The 18001-nt window shown below is 70.9% G+C and carries 16 protein-coding genes, 1 tRNA gene and 2 pseudogenes; 8 read left to right on the plus strand and 11 right to left on the minus strand.

Translation table 11 applies throughout. The features are described from left to right. Positions 1-68 precede the first annotated feature (68 nt). Positions 69-533, plus strand: a complete 465-nt coding sequence (locus ACFW1I_RS33830) for a GNAT family N-acetyltransferase (RefSeq protein ID WP_384677176.1) — start codon at positions 69-71, stop codon at positions 531-533. A gap of 61 nt (positions 534-594) precedes the next feature. On the opposite strand, the pseudogene ACFW1I_RS33835 reads toward ACFW1I_RS33830, so the two are convergent. Together ACFW1I_RS33835 and ACFW1I_RS33840 are read right to left on the minus strand one after the other, a co-directional pair. Further along, a pseudogene (locus ACFW1I_RS33835) lies at positions 595-729 on the minus strand (ATP-binding protein); the annotation flags it as partial. Between the two features lie 61 nt (positions 730-790). Next, positions 791-1678 carry an SMI1/KNR4 family protein gene (locus ACFW1I_RS33840; RefSeq protein WP_384677178.1) on the minus strand — a complete coding sequence of 296 codons (888 nt, stop codon included), beginning with the start codon at positions 1676-1678 and terminating at the stop codon, positions 791-793. 259 nt (positions 1679-1937) lie between these two features. On the opposite strand from ACFW1I_RS33840, the gene ACFW1I_RS33845 reads away from it, so the two are divergent. Continuing rightward, positions 1938-2888: a LysR family transcriptional regulator gene (locus ACFW1I_RS33845; protein WP_384677180.1), complete on the plus strand. Its 951-nt coding sequence runs from the start codon at positions 1938-1940 to the stop codon at positions 2886-2888. Between the two features lie 70 nt (positions 2889-2958). Here ACFW1I_RS33845 and ACFW1I_RS33850 read toward each other — a convergent pair whose 3' ends face one another. The 3 genes from ACFW1I_RS33850 to ACFW1I_RS33860 all read right to left on the minus strand — a co-directional run bounded on the left by ACFW1I_RS33850 (position 2959) and on the right by ACFW1I_RS33860 (position 6702). Next, positions 2959-3630: an alpha/beta fold hydrolase gene (locus tag ACFW1I_RS33850; RefSeq protein ID WP_384677182.1), complete on the minus strand. Its 672-nt coding sequence runs from the start codon at positions 3628-3630 to the stop codon at positions 2959-2961. Next, positions 3630-4571 (minus strand): NADP-dependent oxidoreductase, encoded by a 942-nt coding sequence (locus ACFW1I_RS33855; RefSeq protein ID WP_384677205.1) that lies wholly within the window; start codon positions 4569-4571, stop codon positions 3630-3632. Before ACFW1I_RS33855 ends, ACFW1I_RS33850 begins: the two co-directional genes overlap by 1 nt. Before the next feature lie 226 nt (positions 4572-4797). Next, a complete protein-coding gene (locus tag ACFW1I_RS33860) occupies positions 4798-6702 on the minus strand; it encodes an ABC1 kinase family protein (RefSeq protein WP_384677184.1) in 1905 nt (634 codons plus the stop codon). Between the two features lie 264 nt (positions 6703-6966). On the opposite strand from ACFW1I_RS33860, the gene ACFW1I_RS33865 reads away from it, so the two are divergent. Further along, positions 6967-7470 carry an N-acetyltransferase gene (locus tag ACFW1I_RS33865; protein WP_384677186.1) on the plus strand — a complete coding sequence of 168 codons (504 nt, stop codon included), beginning with the start codon at positions 6967-6969 and terminating at the stop codon, positions 7468-7470. A 227-nt stretch (positions 7471-7697) separates the two neighbouring features. Here ACFW1I_RS33865 and ACFW1I_RS33870 read toward each other — a convergent pair whose 3' ends face one another. Next, positions 7698-8675 (minus strand): ArsR/SmtB family transcription factor, encoded by a 978-nt coding sequence (locus ACFW1I_RS33870; RefSeq protein WP_384677188.1) that lies wholly within the window; start codon positions 8673-8675, stop codon positions 7698-7700. An 89-nt stretch (positions 8676-8764) separates the two neighbouring features. Between ACFW1I_RS33870 and ACFW1I_RS33875 the strand changes: the two genes are divergently transcribed. Both ACFW1I_RS33875 and ACFW1I_RS33880 read left to right on the plus strand, forming a co-directional pair. Continuing rightward, complete coding sequence (locus ACFW1I_RS33875; RefSeq protein ID WP_384677190.1) at positions 8765-10081, plus strand: MFS transporter; 1317 nt, start codon at positions 8765-8767, stop codon at positions 10079-10081. 175 nt (positions 10082-10256) lie between these two features. Next, a complete protein-coding gene (locus ACFW1I_RS33880; protein ID WP_384677192.1) occupies positions 10257-10841 on the plus strand; it encodes a DinB family protein in 585 nt (194 codons plus the stop codon). 42 nt (positions 10842-10883) lie between these two features. Here the strand turns inward: ACFW1I_RS33880 and ACFW1I_RS33885 are convergent, their stop codons facing one another. Together ACFW1I_RS33885 and ACFW1I_RS33890 are read right to left on the minus strand one after the other, a co-directional pair. Continuing rightward, positions 10884-11627, minus strand: coding sequence for a hypothetical protein (locus ACFW1I_RS33885; RefSeq protein WP_384677194.1), 744 nt, complete (start codon positions 11625-11627; stop codon positions 10884-10886). Positions 11628-11694: 67 nt separating this feature from the next. Next, positions 11695-12126: a VOC family protein gene (locus ACFW1I_RS33890; RefSeq protein WP_384677196.1), complete on the minus strand. Its 432-nt coding sequence runs from the start codon at positions 12124-12126 to the stop codon at positions 11695-11697. 487 nt (positions 12127-12613) lie between these two features. Here ACFW1I_RS33890 and ACFW1I_RS33895 point away from each other — a divergent pair, with 487 nt between their 5' ends. Next, positions 12614-13624, plus strand: a complete 1011-nt coding sequence (locus tag ACFW1I_RS33895; RefSeq protein ID WP_384677197.1) for a quinone oxidoreductase family protein — start codon at positions 12614-12616, stop codon at positions 13622-13624. Positions 13625-13683: 59 nt separating this feature from the next. On the opposite strand, the pseudogene ACFW1I_RS33900 reads toward ACFW1I_RS33895, so the two are convergent. Then, a pseudogene (locus ACFW1I_RS33900) lies at positions 13684-14190 on the minus strand (transposase family protein); the annotation flags it as partial. 68 nt (positions 14191-14258) lie between these two features. Then, a tRNA-Ala gene (locus ACFW1I_RS33905) sits at positions 14259-14331 on the minus strand. Between the two features lie 451 nt (positions 14332-14782). On the opposite strand from ACFW1I_RS33905, the gene ACFW1I_RS33910 reads away from it, so the two are divergent. After that, positions 14783-15157 carry an FKBP-type peptidyl-prolyl cis-trans isomerase gene (locus ACFW1I_RS33910; protein ID WP_384677199.1) on the plus strand — a complete coding sequence of 125 codons (375 nt, stop codon included), beginning with the start codon at positions 14783-14785 and terminating at the stop codon, positions 15155-15157. Positions 15158-15301: 144 nt separating this feature from the next. Here ACFW1I_RS33910 and ACFW1I_RS33915 read toward each other — a convergent pair whose 3' ends face one another. Then, positions 15302-15550: a hypothetical protein gene (locus tag ACFW1I_RS33915; RefSeq protein WP_384677201.1), complete on the minus strand. Its 249-nt coding sequence runs from the start codon at positions 15548-15550 to the stop codon at positions 15302-15304. A gap of 525 nt (positions 15551-16075) precedes the next feature. Here ACFW1I_RS33915 and ACFW1I_RS33920 point away from each other — a divergent pair. Continuing rightward, on the plus strand, positions 16076-17761 hold the full coding sequence (locus ACFW1I_RS33920) for an FG-GAP repeat domain-containing protein (protein WP_384677203.1): 1686 nt from the start codon (positions 16076-16078) through the stop codon (positions 17759-17761). Positions 17762-18001 lie beyond the last annotated feature (240 nt).

Consider the following 18001-nt stretch of genomic DNA (forward strand, 5'->3'; position numbering starts at 1 on the left):
CAGCCCCAACGAATACGAACGCCGACACCACGCGGCTAAGCTCACACTCGCCGCGTGATCACCGAAGCGTGTCCACCATCACGGGGGAAGGCCCGGCTGACCTGGGTGGGCCTCTCCCGCGTGAGGGGATGGCGGACAAGGTCCGTAGGGATGCCCGGCAGGCAGCAGACGACCTTGCCTGGTTCAAGATGATCGTTCCTGATGCGATCAGCCCGGACGTGGTGGCAGGGACGGTGACCATCTGGTCCCACGACACCGGCGACGGGCCGATCTCCGAGATCGGTTGGATGGTTCTGCCTGAATTTCAAGGACAGGGTCTCGGCAAACGCGCCGTCCGCACCCTGCTGGAACAGGCCAGGGACCAGCGCCGCTGGGGCCTGGTGCATGCCTTTCCGGCAACAAACAACGTAGCTTCGAACAGCATCTGCCGTTCCGTCGGGTTCCGCCTCCTTTCCCAGGCCGAGACGGCCTTCGCGGGACGCGTCTTCAAGACCAACCACTGGGTCATAGACCCAGGGCGGGACTTGCGCTGACGCTGGCGATCCCCGGGCCCTGATCTGTGCTCGGCAGAGCCCAGCCGACTGCGGTCTGCTCGGCCAGGGTGCCCAGGACGATCAGCAGGTGGGACTTGCCGGTGCCGGAGTCGCCGATCAGGCAGAGCGGTTCGCCCTTCTTGACCCGCTCGCAGGTCGCCAGCGCGTTGACGGTGGCGGGGTCCACGTTGGGGTGCAGTCATGTCACCCACATCGTCGCGATCGCGGCTTGATGCTTCAGTTCGCTGACGAGCGGGTCAGTCCGCGTCCTCGTCCGTGGCGGCGTCCCACGTCGGCAGACATCCGCCGGCCGCGGTCGTGACCTGGAGAACCTCACACCCCATGAGCTGCGCAGCCGCGAAGAGGCGCTGTCGGACCCGTTCGCTGTCTTCAGGGGGGAAGCCGATCCGTATCTGGTGGGGGCGGGCCGCGTCGTACGTGAGCAGCCAGTCGGTGTCTGCGGTCGCGAAGTGGTTCTGTCCCGTCTCGTCGGACGCGGAGTGCCACGATCCCCGGTCCGTGGTGGGAGCCAGGGCCTCGCGCAGTCGGCGCAGGCGCTCAGGGTGGTCATGGGGGCCGTCCGACAGGCGTAGGCAGCGGTGGATGCGGCGGCGGAAGGTGTTGAACCAGGGTGCCAGGCCCGGTTCCATGTCCGTGAGCAGACGGGTGTGGAGGTGCCCGCCGGCCCAGCCTTCGATGAAGGCTGCCGCTCCCATGGGATGGGTCTCGTACCAGCCTTCGTTGCTCCACACCACGACAGGCCAGTCGTCAGGGGACCCGCCGGTGAGCCAGCACAGGCGGTCGGCATCCATGGTGGTGGCCCAGACGAGCAGCCCGCCAGGAGTCGGGTGCAGCGGGAACGGGTAGCGCTCGCGATCCCGTTCAGGGACACCCGTGAGGTGTGCGCTCTGCCACTCGAGGCCGTTGTGCTTGTTCGTACCGAGCGGTGTCCGGAGGTAGAGGAAATCGCAGAACTCTCCCCACCCGTAGGTCTCGACGAGCCGTTTGTAGTCGCCGGGAAGCCGCGTGCCGATCGTCGTCTCCGCCGTGGTCCAGTCTCCGTGAGCGTCCACGGGGTCGGCGGGCGGCACCACGAGCTCGACCGGCCGGTCGCAGTCGGTCGCGGTTGTCTTCGCATCAGCCATGAGGGCAGCGTATGCAGCACTCCAAGGAGTTCTGGCCGGATTCTCCAGGCGGGAGATCACCTCAGGCGGCCGGCCGGGCCGTGCACCGCGGACCATGCCGTCCCGGTCGACCGCGCAGTCGACCGCGCACGATCACGGTTCCGTCGTTTCGGCTGGTCGGGATAGCGTGTCGCCCACTCGACCGCCTTGCGGCGCCGGTCGGCACGGCGTGGTCGGAGCAGGGAGGTTCAGTGGAATTCGACGGCTCGGGGGAGTGGAAGTGCTGCTGGAACGCGCGGAGGTGGAGATCTTCCTGGCTCTGGCGGAGGAGCTGCATTTCGGCCGGGTCGCCGAGCAGCTCGGCCTGACGACCGGGCGGATCAGCCAGACGATCAAGAAACTGGAGCGGCGGATCGGCGCGCCGCTGTTCGAGCGTACGACCCGACAGGTCAGCCTCACCCCGCTCGGCCGCGACCTGGCCACGGATCTGGCGCCGCTGGTGCAGGGCATGGACGAGGCGGTCCGCCGTGCGGTCGAACGCGCACGCGGGACCACCGGCCTGCTGCGGGCCGGGTTCCTGGGGGCAGCGGCCGGCCAGCTGCTCCTCAAGGCCCTTGAGGTGTTCACCGGGCGCCATCCCGACTGCAGGGTGACCATCCACGAGTGCCAGATCCATGACGCCATGACGCGGTTGCACCGTGGTGAGCTGGACCTCCTCATCACCGCCCTCCCTGTCTCCCAGGCGGTGGCCGGGCCGGTCCTGCTGTCGGAGGCTCGGGTTCTGGCCGTGCCGGCCGGATCGGCGTGGGCGGCACATGCGTCCGTATCCATCGAAGTCCTCGCCGAGCAGCCCGTGATCCAGTTGCCGCACGACCTGCCCCGAGAACTGCGCCACGAGCGCACTCCCGCGCACACCCCTGCGGGCAGGTCCGTGCCGCGCGGACCGACGGCCGCCACCTTTCCCGAGGTCCTGGCCCTGGTCGCCGCGGGCGAGGGCGTCTTCCCGGTCGGCGAGCACGCCCGGCGGTTCTACCCGCGCCCCGACGTCGCCTACGTGGACTTCAATGACGCCGCCCCCGTCCAGTGGGGTCCGGTGTGGCTGGAGAGCAACACCAGCACTCGCCTCCGCGCGTTCGTCCAGGCCGCCGTCGACGCCAATGCCGGTGCTGGCATCAACACCGGTGTCAGCGCCAACACCGACGCCAACACCGACGCCGGTGCCGGCGCCTGACACGGCGTTCGCCAGGGACGATTACCAGTCCCCGTGCCTCCCTCCTCCCTCCCGCGTCTGAGCAGCTGACTCAACGCGCGTGCTGGATCAGGATGTTGAGGAGCTCGTCGGGAGCGTCGCGCATGACGTTGTGGCCCGAGTGGACGGCGTGGACCCGCCAGGAGGGGTCGGTCAGCAGGCGCAGGTACAGGGGCTCGAACGGGGAGGGCGTGGTCCATTCCGTCGCGTAGATGTACTCCTTGCGGGCGACCGACGACAGGTCGGTCCGCAGGCGGATGGCCTGGAGCAGGGACGCCAGGGGGTGCGGTGTGGCCCGTGCGTCGAAGAAGGGCAGCGGAGCACTGGAGTAACCGGTGCGGCCGGTGCCGTCGAGGTACCAGGCGCGTTCCTGTTCGGTGACCAGGGACCAGCACGAGTCGCCGTCCTGGGGCACCACGGCGTCGACGTAGACCAGACCGCTCACCCGGTCGGGGACCCGGTCGGCGACTCCGGTGATGACCATGCCGCCGTAGCTGTGGCCGACCAGGACGGCGTCGGTGATCTGCTCGTCCTCCAGCAGGTTCAGCACGTCCTGCAGGTGGGTGTCGAGGTTGACGGTGCCGGTGAGCAGGTGTTTGCGGTCGCCGAGGCCGGTCAGGGTGAGGGCGTGGGCCTCGTGGCCGTGCGCGCGCAGTCCTCGGGCCAGTGGCTGGAAGGTCCAGGCGCCGTGCCAGGCGCCGGGGACCAGGACGAAGGTCGCCATCAGCCCTGCCCCACGGTCAGGACGATCTTTCCGCGAGTCCGGCCGCTCTGGGCCAGCTCGTGCGCCTCGGACGCGCGTTCCAAGGGCAGGCTGGTGGCGATCTCGGGGCGCAGCCTGCCGGCTTCGATCAGCGAGGCGAGCTGCCGCAGTCCTTCGCGATCGGCTTCGACGATCATGAACTGGCTGCGCAGCCCGAGCGGCCGCGCCACGTCGGCGAGTGCCGCTTCTGCCGGAGACGCGAGCGAGACCACCAGGCCGCCCGGGCGCAGCGTCTTCAGTGAGCGCGGCCCGTACTCCCCGCCGATCGTGTCGATGACGACGTCGACGTCGCGAACGAAGGAAGTGAAGTCGGTCCGGGTGTAGTCGACGACCTCATCGGCGCCCAGACCGCGGACGAACGCGTGGTTGGCCGACCGGGCGGTGCCGATGACGTACGCGCCACGCGCCTTGGCGATCTGGACGGCCAGATGCCCGACTCCACCCGCCGCCGCATGGATCAGCACGCGCTGGCCCGGGCGGACGTCGGCGGTGTCGACCAGCGCCTGCCACGCGGTGAGACCGGCCAGGGGCAGGGCGGCGGCTTGGGTGTGGGAGAGCTGGGACGGCTTGTGCACCAGATGCCGAGCCGGTGAGGTGACGTACTCGGCGTAGCCACCCGCGGGCCGCGGATGGCGAGGCATCCCGAACACCTCGTCGCCGGGTGCGAGGGTCGTGACCCCCGCTCCGACGGCCTCCACCACGCCCGACACGTCCCAGCCCAGCCTGACAGGACCGTCATTACCTGACAGTCCACCGCTGGAACGGTGCCAGGAGTCGGTCGGATTGACCCCCGCCGCCACCACCCGTACGAGCACCTCGGCAGGCCCCGCCTGAGGCCGCTCGACCTCGACGATCTTCAAGACCTCGGGACCGCCGAAAACGTCCTGGCCGATCGCCCGCATCATCATGCTTCCCCTGTTTCCGCTGGTCGGGATCGCGTCCCGGCCACTCAACCGCGCGGCTGCACGGGCCATCAAGGCACGATCGGAACAGGGCCGTTTAGCGAGACTCAAGGGTTCGGGCAGTGCCGGTGCCGGTTTCGGGGTCGCTGCCGGCACCGATGCCCAGTCCCAGGTGCGGTGCCAGCGCCATCGCCGGTGCAGCGGCCGCCCACTCCGGCGCGTCGCGTCATTCCATGGGGCGGCTGGTGACGTAGACGGTACGCAGGACGAGCGCGGCGGAAAGCAGCAGGAGGTTGAAGCCCATCAGCCCGTACAGTCCGAGGCTCTCGCTCACCCGCGGCCCGCCGTCCATGCCCAGGAGCCGGAGGCCCGCGAACCCGAGGAAGATCCCGACGAGGGCGTGCACCACGCGCCCGACGAGCTCGCCGACGACCCGCCGGTCGCGGGGGTCGGCGAAGAGCCGCACATTGACCCCGAGCCGGCCCTCCTCCAGCGCGCCGCCGAGGCGGTCGATGCGGCGCGGCAGCCGTCGCAGGACGGGCAGCAGCGCGATCAGCTCGTCGCGGGCGGTGTCACGGGCGCTCTGCGGGCCCAGCCGGTCGGTGAGCTGGGCCGACGCGTACGTACGCGACGCCTCCAGCATGTTGAACCCGGGGGAGAGCCGGACCAGCGTGCCCTCCAGGGTGGCCAGGGCCCGGAACACGGCCGCGATCTCCGGCGGAACCGCCAGCCGGAAGTCGGCCACCAGCCGGAACAGATCGCCGAACATCTCCACGTCGGGCGCGGACCCGCGCCCCAGGTGGCGGGCGCTGAACTGGCCGAGCGCGCGCAGCAGCCGCTGTTCGTCGACGTCCTCGGGACGGTCGGTGATCTCCAGGAGGGCCTCGCGCAGGGCGAGCGGATCGCCCCGGTCCACCGCGAGGAAGAGACCGCCCATCGCGTCGCGCAGCCCGGCGTCGATCCGGCCGACGGACCCGAAGTCGAGCAGGGCGGCGGTGCCGTCGGGCTGGAGCAGGATGTTGCCGGGGTGCGGATCGGCGTGGAAGACGCCGTCCAGCATGATCTGGTCGAGCAGCGTGCGGAGCAGGGTCTCCGCCAGACGGGTGCCGTGCCGCGCGTCGTCGGGGACGGCCTTGCCGAGCGAGGTGCCCTCGATCCGGCTCATGACGAGGACGCGCTCCGTGCTGAACTGCCCGTACAGCACGGGGAGGGTGACGCCGGCGTCGCCACGGGCCTCGGCGGCCCGACGCACCGAGGTCATGTTGCGGGCCTCCACACGGAAGTCCAGCTCCTCGCGCAGCGCGACGGCGAAGCCCTGCGCCAGGTCCCGCAGCCCCAGGCCGCGCCCCCAGGCGGTACGGTCGCTCAGCGCCGAGGCCAGGCGTCCGACGATGTCCAGATCGCGTTCCACGAGTTCCGCTATCCCGGGCCGCTGCACCTTGACGACGACCTCGGTGCCGTCATGCAGGACCGCCGCGTGCGCCTGCGCGATGGACGCCGCGGCCAGTGGGACCCGCTCGAACGCGGCGAACACCTCCCGTACCGGCGCTCCCAGGCTCTCCTGCAGCTGGGCCTCGACCTCGCTCCACGGCGCGGGCGGCACCTGGTCCTGCAGCAGGCTGAGCTCCTCGACGTACGCCTCCGGCAGCAGGTCCCGCCGGGTCGACATCAACTGCCCCAGCTTCACGAACGTGGTCCCGCCGGCCTGCAACGCCTGCCTCAGCTCTCGCGCCAGCAGCTCGTGCCGCACCTCGGGCGTGCGTCGCCGGCCCCGCAGGTAAGGCCCGAGCCCGTGCCGGCCGGCGATGCGCACCACGCTGGAGTACCGCCGCGCCCGCGCGATCCGCCCCCGCACCGACTGCGCCCACCCGAGCGGTCGTACGCTGCCCATGGGCGCCACGATGTCCAGGGCGACGAGAACCACCATCGAGGTCACCATCCCCACCCCGACCATCAGGGACAGCAGCGGCGCGAGGTCCCCCGACTCCTCCAGCCGGGGCCCGAACAGCCCCCCGGACACGAAGAGTCCGCAGGCCCCCGCGATCCCGACCCGCACCGCCCCGGCCCGCACCCCCAGCATCCGCCGCCCCACCACCGCAGGGGCCACGACCACGAGCAAGAAGACGAGCACCGCGACCAACACACCGGTAATCCACATGAGGCCCATCAATAGCACGCGCGTGCGAAGTCCCGGGGTGCTCGGGCGCCCCGGCAAGTCGTCGGACACGTACGAGACTTGGTCCTTTCGACGCCCCCACCCGCCCTCACCCGCCCTCACCCGCCTTCTCCTCGGTGCCGATGGTGCAGCCCCCTGCACGGCACGAGCGCCTGACCTGGCAGTATGCGGGGAGAATCCAGGAGAGCGGACGGCCGCGCGCTGCTACGGTCGGGCACCATGCGCTGGCTTCCCGATGACTTCGTCCACCCCGTCCTGATACCGCTGCCGGGCGGTGGCCACCACCTGCGGCCGATCCGGGAGGCGGACACCCCGCTCGACTATCCGGCCGTGATGGGTTCGCGCGAGCGGCTGTGGAGCATCTTCGGCCCGGCCTGGGGCTGGCCCGCCGCCACCATGACCTACGAGGCCGACCAGGCCGACCTGCTGCGGCACGAGAAGGAGATCGCCGCGCACCAGTCCTTCAACTACGCGCTGTTCGACGCGGCGGAGACGGCTCTGCTCGGCTGCGTCTACATCGACCCGCCGGAGAGGGCCGGCGCGGACGGCGAGATCTCCTGGTGGGTGGTGGACGAACTGGTGGGCAGCGAGGTCGAGCAGGCCCTCGACGCGCTGGTGCCGCAGTGGATCGCCGCCGACTGGCCGTTCGAGCAGCCGCGCTTCCTCGGCCGTGAGATCTCCTGGTCGGACTGGCTCGCCCTGCCGAAGCATCCGGACGCGTAGGTGGTTGTCGTTGCCCGTACCGATGTCGGTGCCGGGCTGGATCCAGGGGTGTGGTGGACCGCCGAAGGGCTACTGCCACCTGAGCGCGAGGGCCGTGAGACCGAGCCCCCGCCGGCGAGGCGCTGGTCCGGCGGTCGATGCTCACGCGGAGGGGACCGCTGCTGTACGAGCACACCCGGAATGCGCTGACAGTCATCACGTCCGGTTGAGAGGCGGCTGCTGAGCCCTCAGCCCGAGCCGGCGACCAGTGCCTCGCCGAGCGGGGTGCGCCGGTAGAGCACCGACCGTCCCGACCGGGCGCGGACGAGCAGCCCCGCGTTCCGCAGGATGGCGAGGTGGTCCCCTACCGCGCCGGGCGCCATGGCGAGGCTGCGGGCGAGATGGCTGGTGCTGGCCGGGGCGTCCAGCGCCACCAGCAGCCGGGCTCGGGCGCGGCCGACCAGGGCGGTCAGCGCATCCGGCTGGGGGAGGGTCTCCTGTTCGCCCCAGAGGGCGGCGGTGCCGCGGGCACGATAGACCAAGGTCCTCGGCCAGGGGTCCTCCAAGTGGGCGGCGATATGCCCGACGATGGCCGAAGGGATCAGCAGGAGCCCGTCGCCGGCGAGGCGGACGGTCCCGCCTCGGAAGAAGTCGATCTCGATGCCGCCGGCGCGCCAGGCGACGCCCGGGTGCAGGCTCTCGATCGCCGTGGCCCATCCGTGTTCGCCGATCACACCCACCCGGTGCACGACATCGCGCTCACAGATCGCGCGCAATTGCGGCCAGTCCGCGGCGAGCAGCTCGTGCCACGCCCGGTCCATCGCCTCGGCGATCCGTGCGACGGCGTCCGGCGAGCCCAGCACCGCGCGTACGCGGGGATCACGGGCGGACGGGCCGGCCGCGGTGGCGGCGTACTCGACGCGGGCCGCTTCCGGCGGCGTGGCCCGGATGACGGCCAGGTCGTCGGCCCAGGTCTGGTTGAGGCCGCGCGGGGGCGGGGCGACGAAGTTCGGTCCGCCCTGCGGGGCCTGCAGTGCGAGGACGGCGTCCAGTTCGGTCTCGCGGCGAAGCCGCTCGAAGGCGGGCAGGAGCCGGGCGGCCCAGGCGCGCGGCAGCGGCCGGCTTTGGCCGGCGAGCGAGCGCAGCAACAGACAGAGGTCCAGCGCGGGCGACAGCGCGAAGCGGCTGCGCAGCAGGTCTTCCAGGGGGACTTCGAAGCGCAGCACCCCGCCATGCTACTCCCGGGCGCCCGCTCGGATTCGTCCAGCGACGAATCATTCGTGAAGGTCGCAGGCGTACGTCGAGGCTGGGCGCCATGACCCCCATCGCCGCACCCCTGCAAGGCAACCACCGTGCCACCTACCGGGAGGTCCTGGCCGAGCCGCGCTTCCGGCTGCTCTTCGCGACCCGTACCGTCGCGATCACCGCGGACGCGCTGCGGATCACCACGTTCTCGGTTCTGGTCTTCGCCACCACCGGCTCCGCGCTGTGGAGCGCCCTGGCCTTCGGCATCGGCTTTCTCCCGCAGTTGCTGGGCTCGCTGCTGCTGGGCTCACTCGCCGACCGACTGCCGCCCCGCGCACTCATCGCCGGCGGCTACGCCTTGGAGTGCGCCGCCGCCCTGCTGCTCGCCCTGGTCCGGATGCCGATCGCGGCAAGCCTCGGCGTCGTGGCGCTGGTCGCCCTCGCCACACCGGTGTTCAGCGGCGCGTCGAGTCGGCTGGTCGCGCAGTGGCTGGAGGGCGACGCCTACGTGCTGGGCCGCTCACTGAACAACATCGCCGCGTCCGCCGCGCAGTTGCTCGGCCTGGCGCTGGGCGGCGCGGTCGTCGCCGTACTCGGACCGCACCGGGCGCTCACGGTCAGCGCCGTCCTCTACCTCGGCTGCGCACTCGCCATCCGCATCCGCCTGCCCCGGCTGCGGCCGGGAGGGTCCGGCGGCACCTCGGACGACGCTCGGGGCGATGGAGGCCCCGTCCGGACAAGCCTGTACGGTGCCGGCCTGCTGCTGCGCGGACACACGGTACGACGACTGATGCTGGCCCAGTGGCTGCCGCCCGCGTTCGTGGCGGGCGCGGAGGGCCTGATCATCGCCTACGCGGGAGGACACCACTTCGCGCCCGGCTGGTACGCGGTCCTGATGGGCTGCCTCCCGGTCGGGATGCTGGTCGGCGACCTGCTGGTGGGACGACTGCTCCGGCCGCCGACCCGGGAACGACTGGTGGTCCCGTTGATCGCGCTGATGGGCCTGCCACTGGTCGGCTTCGCCGCCGGGCCCGGAGTGGCCGTCTCGTCCGGGCTGCTGCTGCTCTGCGGCTTCGGATTCGCCTACGGCCTCGGCGTGCAACGCCCGTTCCTGGACGCCCTGCCGCAGGAGGGCCAGGGCCAGGCCTTCGGCCTGCTCGGCTCCGGCGGCATGACGCTGCAGGGCGTCGGCCCTGTCTGCTTCGGCGCGGTGGCCGCAGGCATCGGAACGGGCGGCGCGATCGCCCTGGCGGGAGGCGCGGCCGTGCTGACCGCCGGCTGGATCCTCACCTGGCTTCCACGCGCACGCCCGGTCCCTGCCCCGAACTCCGCGACGGAGTCGGAGAACGGCACCGGTCAGCATCCCTGTGGCTCTCCCGCGCGGTGACCGTCGCAGGTCGGGCGGACGGCACGCCGTCACATACGCCACCCCCCCTCTCGGTCTCTCCGAGAGACAGATCGTCCCGGCAGAGGGGTCCTCGGGAGCGGCAAGCCGGCCGTTCGAACCGGGACCGCGTACGGGATCTTGAGACCACGAACCACCCATGGAAGGCTCATGCCGCATGATCGATGAATTCGCGAAGGACACCCTGCACGGGCGAATGCGGCGGGACCGCGAGGCGCTGCTTTGGAAACTCGACGGCCTGTCCGAATACGACGCCCGCAGACCGCTGACGGCGACCGGGACCAACCTCCTCGGCCTGGTCAAGCACGTGGCCACCGTCGAGGCCAGGTACTTCGGCGAGGTCTTCGGCCGCCCTTCCCCGGAACCGCTGTGCCGGTGGCAGGACTCCGACGGCAGCGACCAGTGGGCGGCCGAGGGGGAGACCCGCGAACAGATCATCGGGTTCTACCGGCGCACGTGGGAACACGCGGACGCGACGATCGACGCGCTTCCCCTCGACGCCCCCGGCCACGTGCCGTGGTGGCCGGAGCCGTATTCCGATACGAACCTGTTCGCCGTCATGACACATGTCCTCGGAGAGACCGTCCGGCATGCCGGGCACGCCGACATCCTGCGCGAGGGCCTCGACGGCCGGACCGGCCTCCGCCCCGAACACGAGACGCCGATCGACGAGGAAGCCCGCGCGGCCCACCGCGCGAAGATCGAGCAGGCCGCGAGGTCGGCCGCCGCCAGGAAGGCTTAGCCGGACACGCCAGGCGACCTGACGGCCGCACCGCCCCGGAGGCTAGCTCTCCGGCTGGGTCCATCGCTTGACGACGCGCGGCGGGGAAGACGGAGCGGGCCAGACCTGAAGCCGGACCTCTTCGGTCGCTTCGGGCCCCTCGTACGATTCGAGCCGGCGGACTGCTGCGGCGAGGTTTCGGCGAGAGGCCCGGGCTCGGGTCCAGCCGGCGGGCACGTCGAAACGTGCCGCGTCGGCGAGGTAGTCGGTGCAGCCCATCACGATGAGCCGCCCCGAGGGAGCGTGGAAGCTCGCCTCCACGACGTGGTCGAAGTCGTCGCTGTCGTCGTCCGGCCGGTCCGCGAGGACGTGGACACCGACCGCCACGGTGCTGTTGACGGCGGTACCGATGGCCAGGGCATCTTCCGTGACGGCGAGCCCGTCACGGATGGTCTGGTCGGTCCACACGTCACCGAAGTCACCTTCGGATTCCTCGTCCAGGACGTGGATCTGGAAGTAGTCCGCGAAGAGTTCAAGGTCGGTCGCCATGGAGGCATCATCCCTGCTGCTCAGGAACGACGGCACGGCACGGTGGGCTGCGAGGTGCCCGACGGGAAAACCCCACGACGAGAGCGACCAACGGGTTCGCGCCCGTGCCGAGCACGCCTTCGCCACATGCAGACCTGAATGATCCTGCGCGACGACCGCCGCTCGGGAGACGACGGCGTGCGCCGCGCGACGCAAGGCGCCGCGCACCCGCGCCACCTCGTGCAGACCGGCCTTGGGGATCGTCAGGACAGCCGACATCGGTCGCCCCGACGTTCCCCAAGGCCGGAGGCGGCTCCCCACCCGCAGTCTTGGAGAAGAACGGGGATCAGGCGAGGCAGAACTCGTTGCCCTCGATGTCCTGCATCGTGATGCACGACTCGTTGACGCCATCGGCGCGCTGCGTCAGCACGTGCTTCCCGCCGAGCGCCATCAGCCGTGCGCATTCGGCTTCGAGTGTGGCCAGACGCTCCTCACCCACGAGCCCCGCGCCGACCCGCACATCGAGATGCACCCGGTTCTTCACGACCTTGCCCTCGGGAACCCGCTGGAAGAGCAGGCGCGGGCCCACACCCGTGGGATCAGTGCACGCGAAGTAGATCTCATCCTCGGGCGGCAGCGTGTGGTGGTACTCCTCCCACGTGGCAAAACCCTCCGGAACCGCCGGAATGACGTACCCCAGCACCTCGCACCAGAAGGCGGCGAGGCGCGCAGGCTCCGCGCAGTCGAAGGTCACTTGAAACTTCTTGATCGTTGACATCGGCGCACGATAACAGGGACCTGCTCATCTCCCCAGGTCGGGAGCCCCAGGCCGGGAGGGCGGCACGCGGTCGGGTGAAGGCGCTGGCCACCCGCTGGCGCGGCGTGCGGCCGCAAGGGCAGGCGGAGGTGGGGCTACTGGTGGTGGACGCGGGCGTGTTGCCGCTGGTGGAGCGGCAGCTTCGGGGCTGCCGGGTGACAGGATCTGACCTCCGGACCCGGACCTCGCATGTGCCGTACTCGTCCGCTTCCAGGACGAGTACGGCGCCGGGCTCCGTCGGGTGGCGTCGACGGCCGGGTGGACAGTGCGACGCGTACGTCGCCCATCAAACCCTGCGTCGGAAACCCGACGACCTCACCGCGTGCGGCGATGACGCGGAAGGCCCGACACCTCCCACCTGGCCCGCAGCCCTGATGCTGATCCGCTTGCCGGGAATCTGATCCCCCTCAACGGGGTTGGTGGGGAACGAGCCGATCATTGGAGGGTCATGCGAGCGATACAGGTGTACGAAGTGGGCGGTCCCGAGGTGCTGGGGGAGGCCGAGGTGGACCAGCCGCGGCCGGGTCCGGGCGAGGCGGTCGTGGAGGTCGCCGTATCCGGGGTCAACTTCCTCGACGTCTACCACCGCGAGGGTCGATACGTTCTCCCGCTGCCCTTCACCCCGGGCGCTGAGGGTGCCGGCACGGTCGTCGAAGTGGGACCCGGCGTCGTCGACGTCGCGGTGGGGGACCGGGTCGGTTGGGTGGAGATTCCCGGCACGTATGCCGAGCGGGCCGTCGTGGACTCCTCCCGGCTGGTCCCGCTGCCCGACGACATCGGCTTCGAGACAGCCGCCGCCGTGCTCCTCCAAGGCATGACCGCGCACTATCTCGTCAAGGACGCCTACCCGGTTCAGGAAGGCGACACGGTGCTCGTGCACGCGGCCGCCGGCGGCATGGGGCTGCTTCTGACCCAGCTCATCACCCACCTCGGCGGCAGGGTGATCGGCACGACGTCGACCACGGCGAAGGCCGAGCTGGCGAAGCGTGCCGGGGCCGCCGAGGTGATCCTCTCCTCCGAGGTCGACGATCTCGCGGCCGAGGTGAGGCGGCTCAACGGCGGTCAGGGACTGCCGGTCGTCTTCGACGGCGTCGGCGCGCACACCTTCGACGCGAGCCTCGCCAGCCTGCGACCCCGCGGCCATCTCGTGCTCTTCGGCGCGGCAAGTGGCGCCGTGCCGCCGTTCGATCCGATCCGGCTCGCCCACGGCGGTTCGCTGACCCTGATCCGGCCCAGCCTCGGGGACTTCATCGCCGACCGGTCCGAACTGCTCCGACGGGCCGCCGAGGTGTTCGAGTGGGTGCGCTCCAAGGCACTTGAGGTCACCGTGACGGGCCGCTACGCCTTGTCCGAGGCCGCCCAGGCCCACAGCGATCTGGAGGCCCGGCGCACCACCGGCAAACTGCTCGTCATACCCGATGCAGCCGCTATCGGACACGGCGAGGAGACGCGCAGCTGACGCAGGGCTCCGCTGGGTGACACGGCGGGATACCTGGGTCCCGTACCTGGGGTCCCGTACCGGCAGTCACGCAGGATCTTGCAGGTCTTCATGCGGGCGAAGGTGTGCTCGATGTGGGGGCGCACCTGCTTGCGGGACTTGTTGTGGGCCTGTTTCCAGTCGGGCGGTTCCTCGCCCTTGCGGCGGTGGTACGGCGTGACCAGCCCGCTGCCCGGGTAACCGCCGTCGGCGATCGTGGTGCTCCTGCCGGCGGCGACCTTGGCGCCGGATTCGGCCCGCGCCCGGCAGCCGTGGCGGTTGCCCGGCAGCGGCCGGCCGACCACGATCAGCACCGTGTCCGTCGCGAACTGCTTACGGGGCCGCAGCGCCAGCTTCGGCCCGAGATGGTCGATGACGCGGTCGGCGGCCGACTTCGATACCCCGAACAGCGGGGCCAGTTGGCGCAGCGTCAGGTTGATCCGCCATTTGGCGGCGACCAGCAGCGCCCGGTTTTCCAGCGGCAGGTTTTCACGGCCGGCCCGGCCCGGAGCGTCGGCGCCCTCGCGGCGGAGCTGGGTCACCAACTGCGGGCCTGGCGGACAGCGGAATCGACGCTGGTGAGGCCCTGGCTCAGCTGCCGTACAAGGAACAGGACGGGGCCCGACCGGATTCGAACCGGCGTCCTCCTACATGCGGTGAAGGCGCGACGACCACTGCGCTACGGACCCCGTCCCGTCAGGGATCATATGAAACCTCCGGCCGCTCGACTGGCCAGGGCTGAGTGGCTGGTACCGGAGGGCGACTGGTGGTCAAGGATCCGTGCATGCTGACGCTGCTTACGGGCCCTCATGTGTTCTGATTCCTGGTCTCGTGCCTGTCTGTCGTTCTGTGCGGCACGAGTGGTGGTGAGGTGAGGTGGTGGGAAAGAGCCGTCGCCCGTGCAGGGATGGCCTGCCGGAGGACGAGGGGGTGACCGGGAGGTCGGCCTGCGGTCGTCAGGACCGGTGGGCCCGGCTCGTGCCGGCCGGGGACAACGAGCGGCCTCGACCGGTCTGCGCGGCGCGCCGGGTTCGTGGGGCGAGGGTTCCGTCACGCTTCTGGTGGGCGTCGTGCGAGAGTGATCACCCAGTGATGTCGGCCGACGGCAGGTCGGACGGCGAGGAGAGCGAGGAGCGGGCGATGGCCCTTGAGCGACCGGTGATCGATTCCCCCCAGGGTCGGCCGTCCCCTTATCTGCACATCGAGGATGTGGTGGTCGGCGACGGGGCCGAGGCCACCAAGGGTTCCGTGGTGTCGGTCCACTACCTCGGGGTGGCGCACTCCACCGGCGAGGAGTTCGACGCCTCCTGGAACCGTGGCCAGGCCTTCGAGTTCACCCTGGGTGGAGGACAGGTCATCAAGGGCTGGGAGATGGGCGTGCGCGGCATGAAGGTCGGCGGCCGCCGCAAGCTGGTGATCCCGCCCCACCTGGCCTACGGCGACCGCTCGCCGTCTCCGGCCATCAAGCCGGGGGAGACCCTGGTCTTCGTGGTCGACCTGCTCTCGGTCGGCTGACGCCACGGCTGCGCCCTGCGGGGCGCGCTCAGCAGGTGTGAAGGGCCTTGGCCGGAGGCTGGGCCCTTCACACCAGCCCTCACGCGCGGGCGTGACCCTTTCCCCTGTCGCATCCGCCAGCCCCCGCCTCGACCTGCCCCAAGATCAATGATCAGAGGGCTCGCGCTCGGACGCTCGCACGAGGTCCGTCACGAAGCGGCTCAGCCGGTAGGTGGTCGGCAGCGCCAGGCGCCCGCACAGCGTGTCGATCCGGATCAGGGACCCGTCGACTCCTGACTCTCGAAGACGGCGCAACCGCGTACGCATCTCGGCCTGGTCCGGCGTCTCAACGATCACTTCCCACTGGCCCGCGTCCGACGCGGTGCGAACAGCGGGCCGCTGCCGCGCCTCCACTTGCCGCCGCATCCTCGTCCCCTGTCCTGACACCTCCCCAGAATCGACGCCCGCTGTCACGACGGCAAGGCGACGGGACAAGGCATGCCATCCCCCTCGGTGATCATCTGGCAGGTTCGAGGTCCGAGGTCCGAGGTCCGAGGTCCGAGGTCCGAGGTCCGAGGGTTCGAGGGTTCGAGGTCGGCGTGGCCGCGGCTCTTCACCTGGGGGACAGGAACTCCGGGACCGCTGTGATGCGCGCACGAGGCGGTCGTCGGGCCCACTGGCCCGGGGCCGTGCTGCCTCGGGTCGGAAGGCCGGTGCGGGGCCAGGGGATCTGACATATTCCGGAAGTCGTTGTTCTCCTGATCATTCCTGTGAGTACACTCCGCCTACACATCCGGGGGGGGTGTTCGCCCTCCGCACGTGCCCGTCTCCATGGCCATGCGTGCGGAGGTGCTGCGGACCCCTCGTTCCGGTCCTCGTCCACGTTCCCCAGGGGGATCTTTGGGTTCCGCTTTTTCCGGGCGTGCTCGCCGTGTCACCATGTGCACCGCGCTCGCCCTCTCCGCCGGCATGCTGCTGGCGTCGCCCGCCGTTGCCGAGTCGGCGCCTCGGCCCGTTCTGGAGCGGCCGCTGACCGAGACCTCGGCGGTGCCGACGCTCGACGCGCCGGAGCTGGACGGCACGGCCGGCGCGGCCGGTACGGCTCGTACCGCCGCGGCGACGGCAGTCTCGAAGCCCCGTTTCGACGTGACCGGCGACGGCAAGACCGACCTCGTCCACCGCACGCGGAACGGTTTTACCTTCGTGGCGCCGTCCTCGGGCGGGGAGCACGTCGAGTTCGTCACCGACGGCACGTCCACCGACCTCGACCTCGTCCCGCTCGGCGACCAGAACGCCACGGGCAAGCCCGAGGTCCTCTCGGTCTCCGCGACCGGCGCGCTCCGGCTGTACTCGGACGCCACCGCCACCACCGGCACGCTGCGGTGGACGGGCTGGGGCTGGAACGTCTACAACAAGGTGTTCTCGCCCGGTGACGTCGACGGCGACGGCAGGGCCGACGTCATGGCCCGCCAGTACAACGGCGACCTGTACTACTACCGTGCGACCGGGACGCTGACGGCGCCCTTCGCCGGCCGTGTGAAGGTGGGCCCGGGCTGGGGCGCGTACGACCAGCTGGTGGGTCTCGGCGACAACGACGGCGACGGCAGGGGCGACCTGCTCGCGCGTACCCCGGCCGGCCAGGTGTACTTCTACGGCAGCACCGGCGACAAGCTGGCGCCGTTCAAGCCGCGCAAGGCGCTCGCCACCGGCTGGCAGGTCTACAACCAGATCGTCGCGGTCGACGACCGCAACCTCGACGGCCGCGTCGACGTGTTCGCGCGTGACCTGAACGGCACCCTGTGGGCCTACTACGGCCGCGGCGACGGAACGTTCACGTCGCGGGCGCAGACCGGCACCGCCTGGAACAAGGTGGAGCAGTTCGGCGGGGCGGGCAACGTCCCCTCCGTCGGCAAGACCCTGTTCGTCGCCCGCGACAAGGCCGGGACCCTCTTCTGGCACCGCGGCCTGAACAACGGCAAGCTTGCCGCCCGCGAGCAGGTGAGCGACACCGGCGGCTGGGCGGGCGCGAACATCACGCTCTCCTACGCACTGGACGGCAACACGCTCCCCGACCTCCTGTACGTCTACCAGGGGCACCTGGTCAACACCTCCAACGACCGGGACCTCGGCGGCGGTTGGCAGGTCTACAACCGCCTCGTCGGCCCCGGCGACCTGTCCGGCGACGGCAAGTCGGATCTGCTCGCCCGTGACACCTCCGGCGTCCTGTACCTGTACCGGGGCAACGGCGCCGGTACGGGCTTCGCCTCCCGCGTCCGGGTCGGCTCCGGCTGGAACGCGTACAACCAGATCCTCGGCGCGGGCGACTACACCGGCGACGGACGCGCGGACGTCCTGGCCCGCGACGGCGCCGGCGACCTGTTCCTGTACCGGGGTACGGGCTCCGCGACGGCCCCGTTCGCGGGCCGGCTGAAGATCGGCGCCGGCTGGGGCGCGTACAGCAAGCTGGTGGCGCCGGGCGACATCAGCGGCGACGGCCGGGCCGACCTGCTCGCGGTGACCCCGGCGGGCGACCTGTACCGCTACCTGGGCAACAGCACCGACTCCGCGATCGGCTCGCGGGTGAAGATCGGCTACGGCTTCCAGACGTACGGCAACCTGTACTAGAAGGCCGACGGGCGCCCCGCACCGGAGTTTCGGCGCGGGGCGCCCTCTTCGTTTCCGCCCTGGGGGAGGCCGGCTGCGGTGCCGCTCCTTGCCGAGACGGGAGCACTCCTCCCTTGCGCGTGCTCGAAACCTCCGTCGAGGGTGGCTAGTAAGATAAAAAAAAAACGAGAACATACCGCCACTGGGGGGGGGGCGGGGGTGGGGGGCTCGGGTTCTAGCGCGAGACGGGCAGGGGGGGGT

Source organism: Streptomyces sp. NPDC058955, assembly GCF_042741435.1.
Taxonomy (GTDB): Bacteria; Actinomycetota; Actinomycetes; order Streptomycetales; family Streptomycetaceae; genus Streptomyces.

Excerpts from the sequence above, each read along its gene's own strand:
- ACFW1I_RS33840 (WP_384677178.1), bottom strand. The coding sequence starts at position 1,678 with ATGGCTGATGCGAAGACAACCGCGACCGACTGCGACCGGCCGGTCGAG.
- ACFW1I_RS33850 (WP_384677182.1), bottom strand. The coding sequence starts at position 3,630 with ATGGCGACCTTCGTCCTGGTCCCCGGCGCCTGGCACGGCGCCTGGACC.
- ACFW1I_RS33855 (WP_384677205.1), bottom strand. The coding sequence starts at position 4,571 with ATGCGGGCGATCGGCCAGGACGTTTTCGGCGGTCCCGAGGTCTTGAAG.
- ACFW1I_RS33865 (WP_384677186.1), top strand. The coding sequence starts at position 6,967 with ATGCGCTGGCTTCCCGATGACTTCGTCCACCCCGTCCTGATACCGCTG.
- ACFW1I_RS33875 (WP_384677190.1), top strand. The coding sequence starts at position 8,765 with ATGACCCCCATCGCCGCACCCCTGCAAGGCAACCACCGTGCCACCTAC.
- ACFW1I_RS33880 (WP_384677192.1), top strand. The coding sequence starts at position 10,257 with ATGATCGATGAATTCGCGAAGGACACCCTGCACGGGCGAATGCGGCGG.
- ACFW1I_RS33885 (WP_384677194.1), bottom strand. The coding sequence starts at position 11,627 with ATGTCGGCTGTCCTGACGATCCCCAAGGCCGGTCTGCACGAGGTGGCG.
- ACFW1I_RS33890 (WP_384677196.1), bottom strand. The coding sequence starts at position 12,126 with ATGTCAACGATCAAGAAGTTTCAAGTGACCTTCGACTGCGCGGAGCCT.
- ACFW1I_RS33895 (WP_384677197.1), top strand. The coding sequence starts at position 12,614 with ATGCGAGCGATACAGGTGTACGAAGTGGGCGGTCCCGAGGTGCTGGGG.
- ACFW1I_RS33910 (WP_384677199.1), top strand. The coding sequence starts at position 14,783 with ATGGCCCTTGAGCGACCGGTGATCGATTCCCCCCAGGGTCGGCCGTCC.
- ACFW1I_RS33920 (WP_384677203.1), top strand. The coding sequence starts at position 16,076 with ATGTGCACCGCGCTCGCCCTCTCCGCCGGCATGCTGCTGGCGTCGCCC.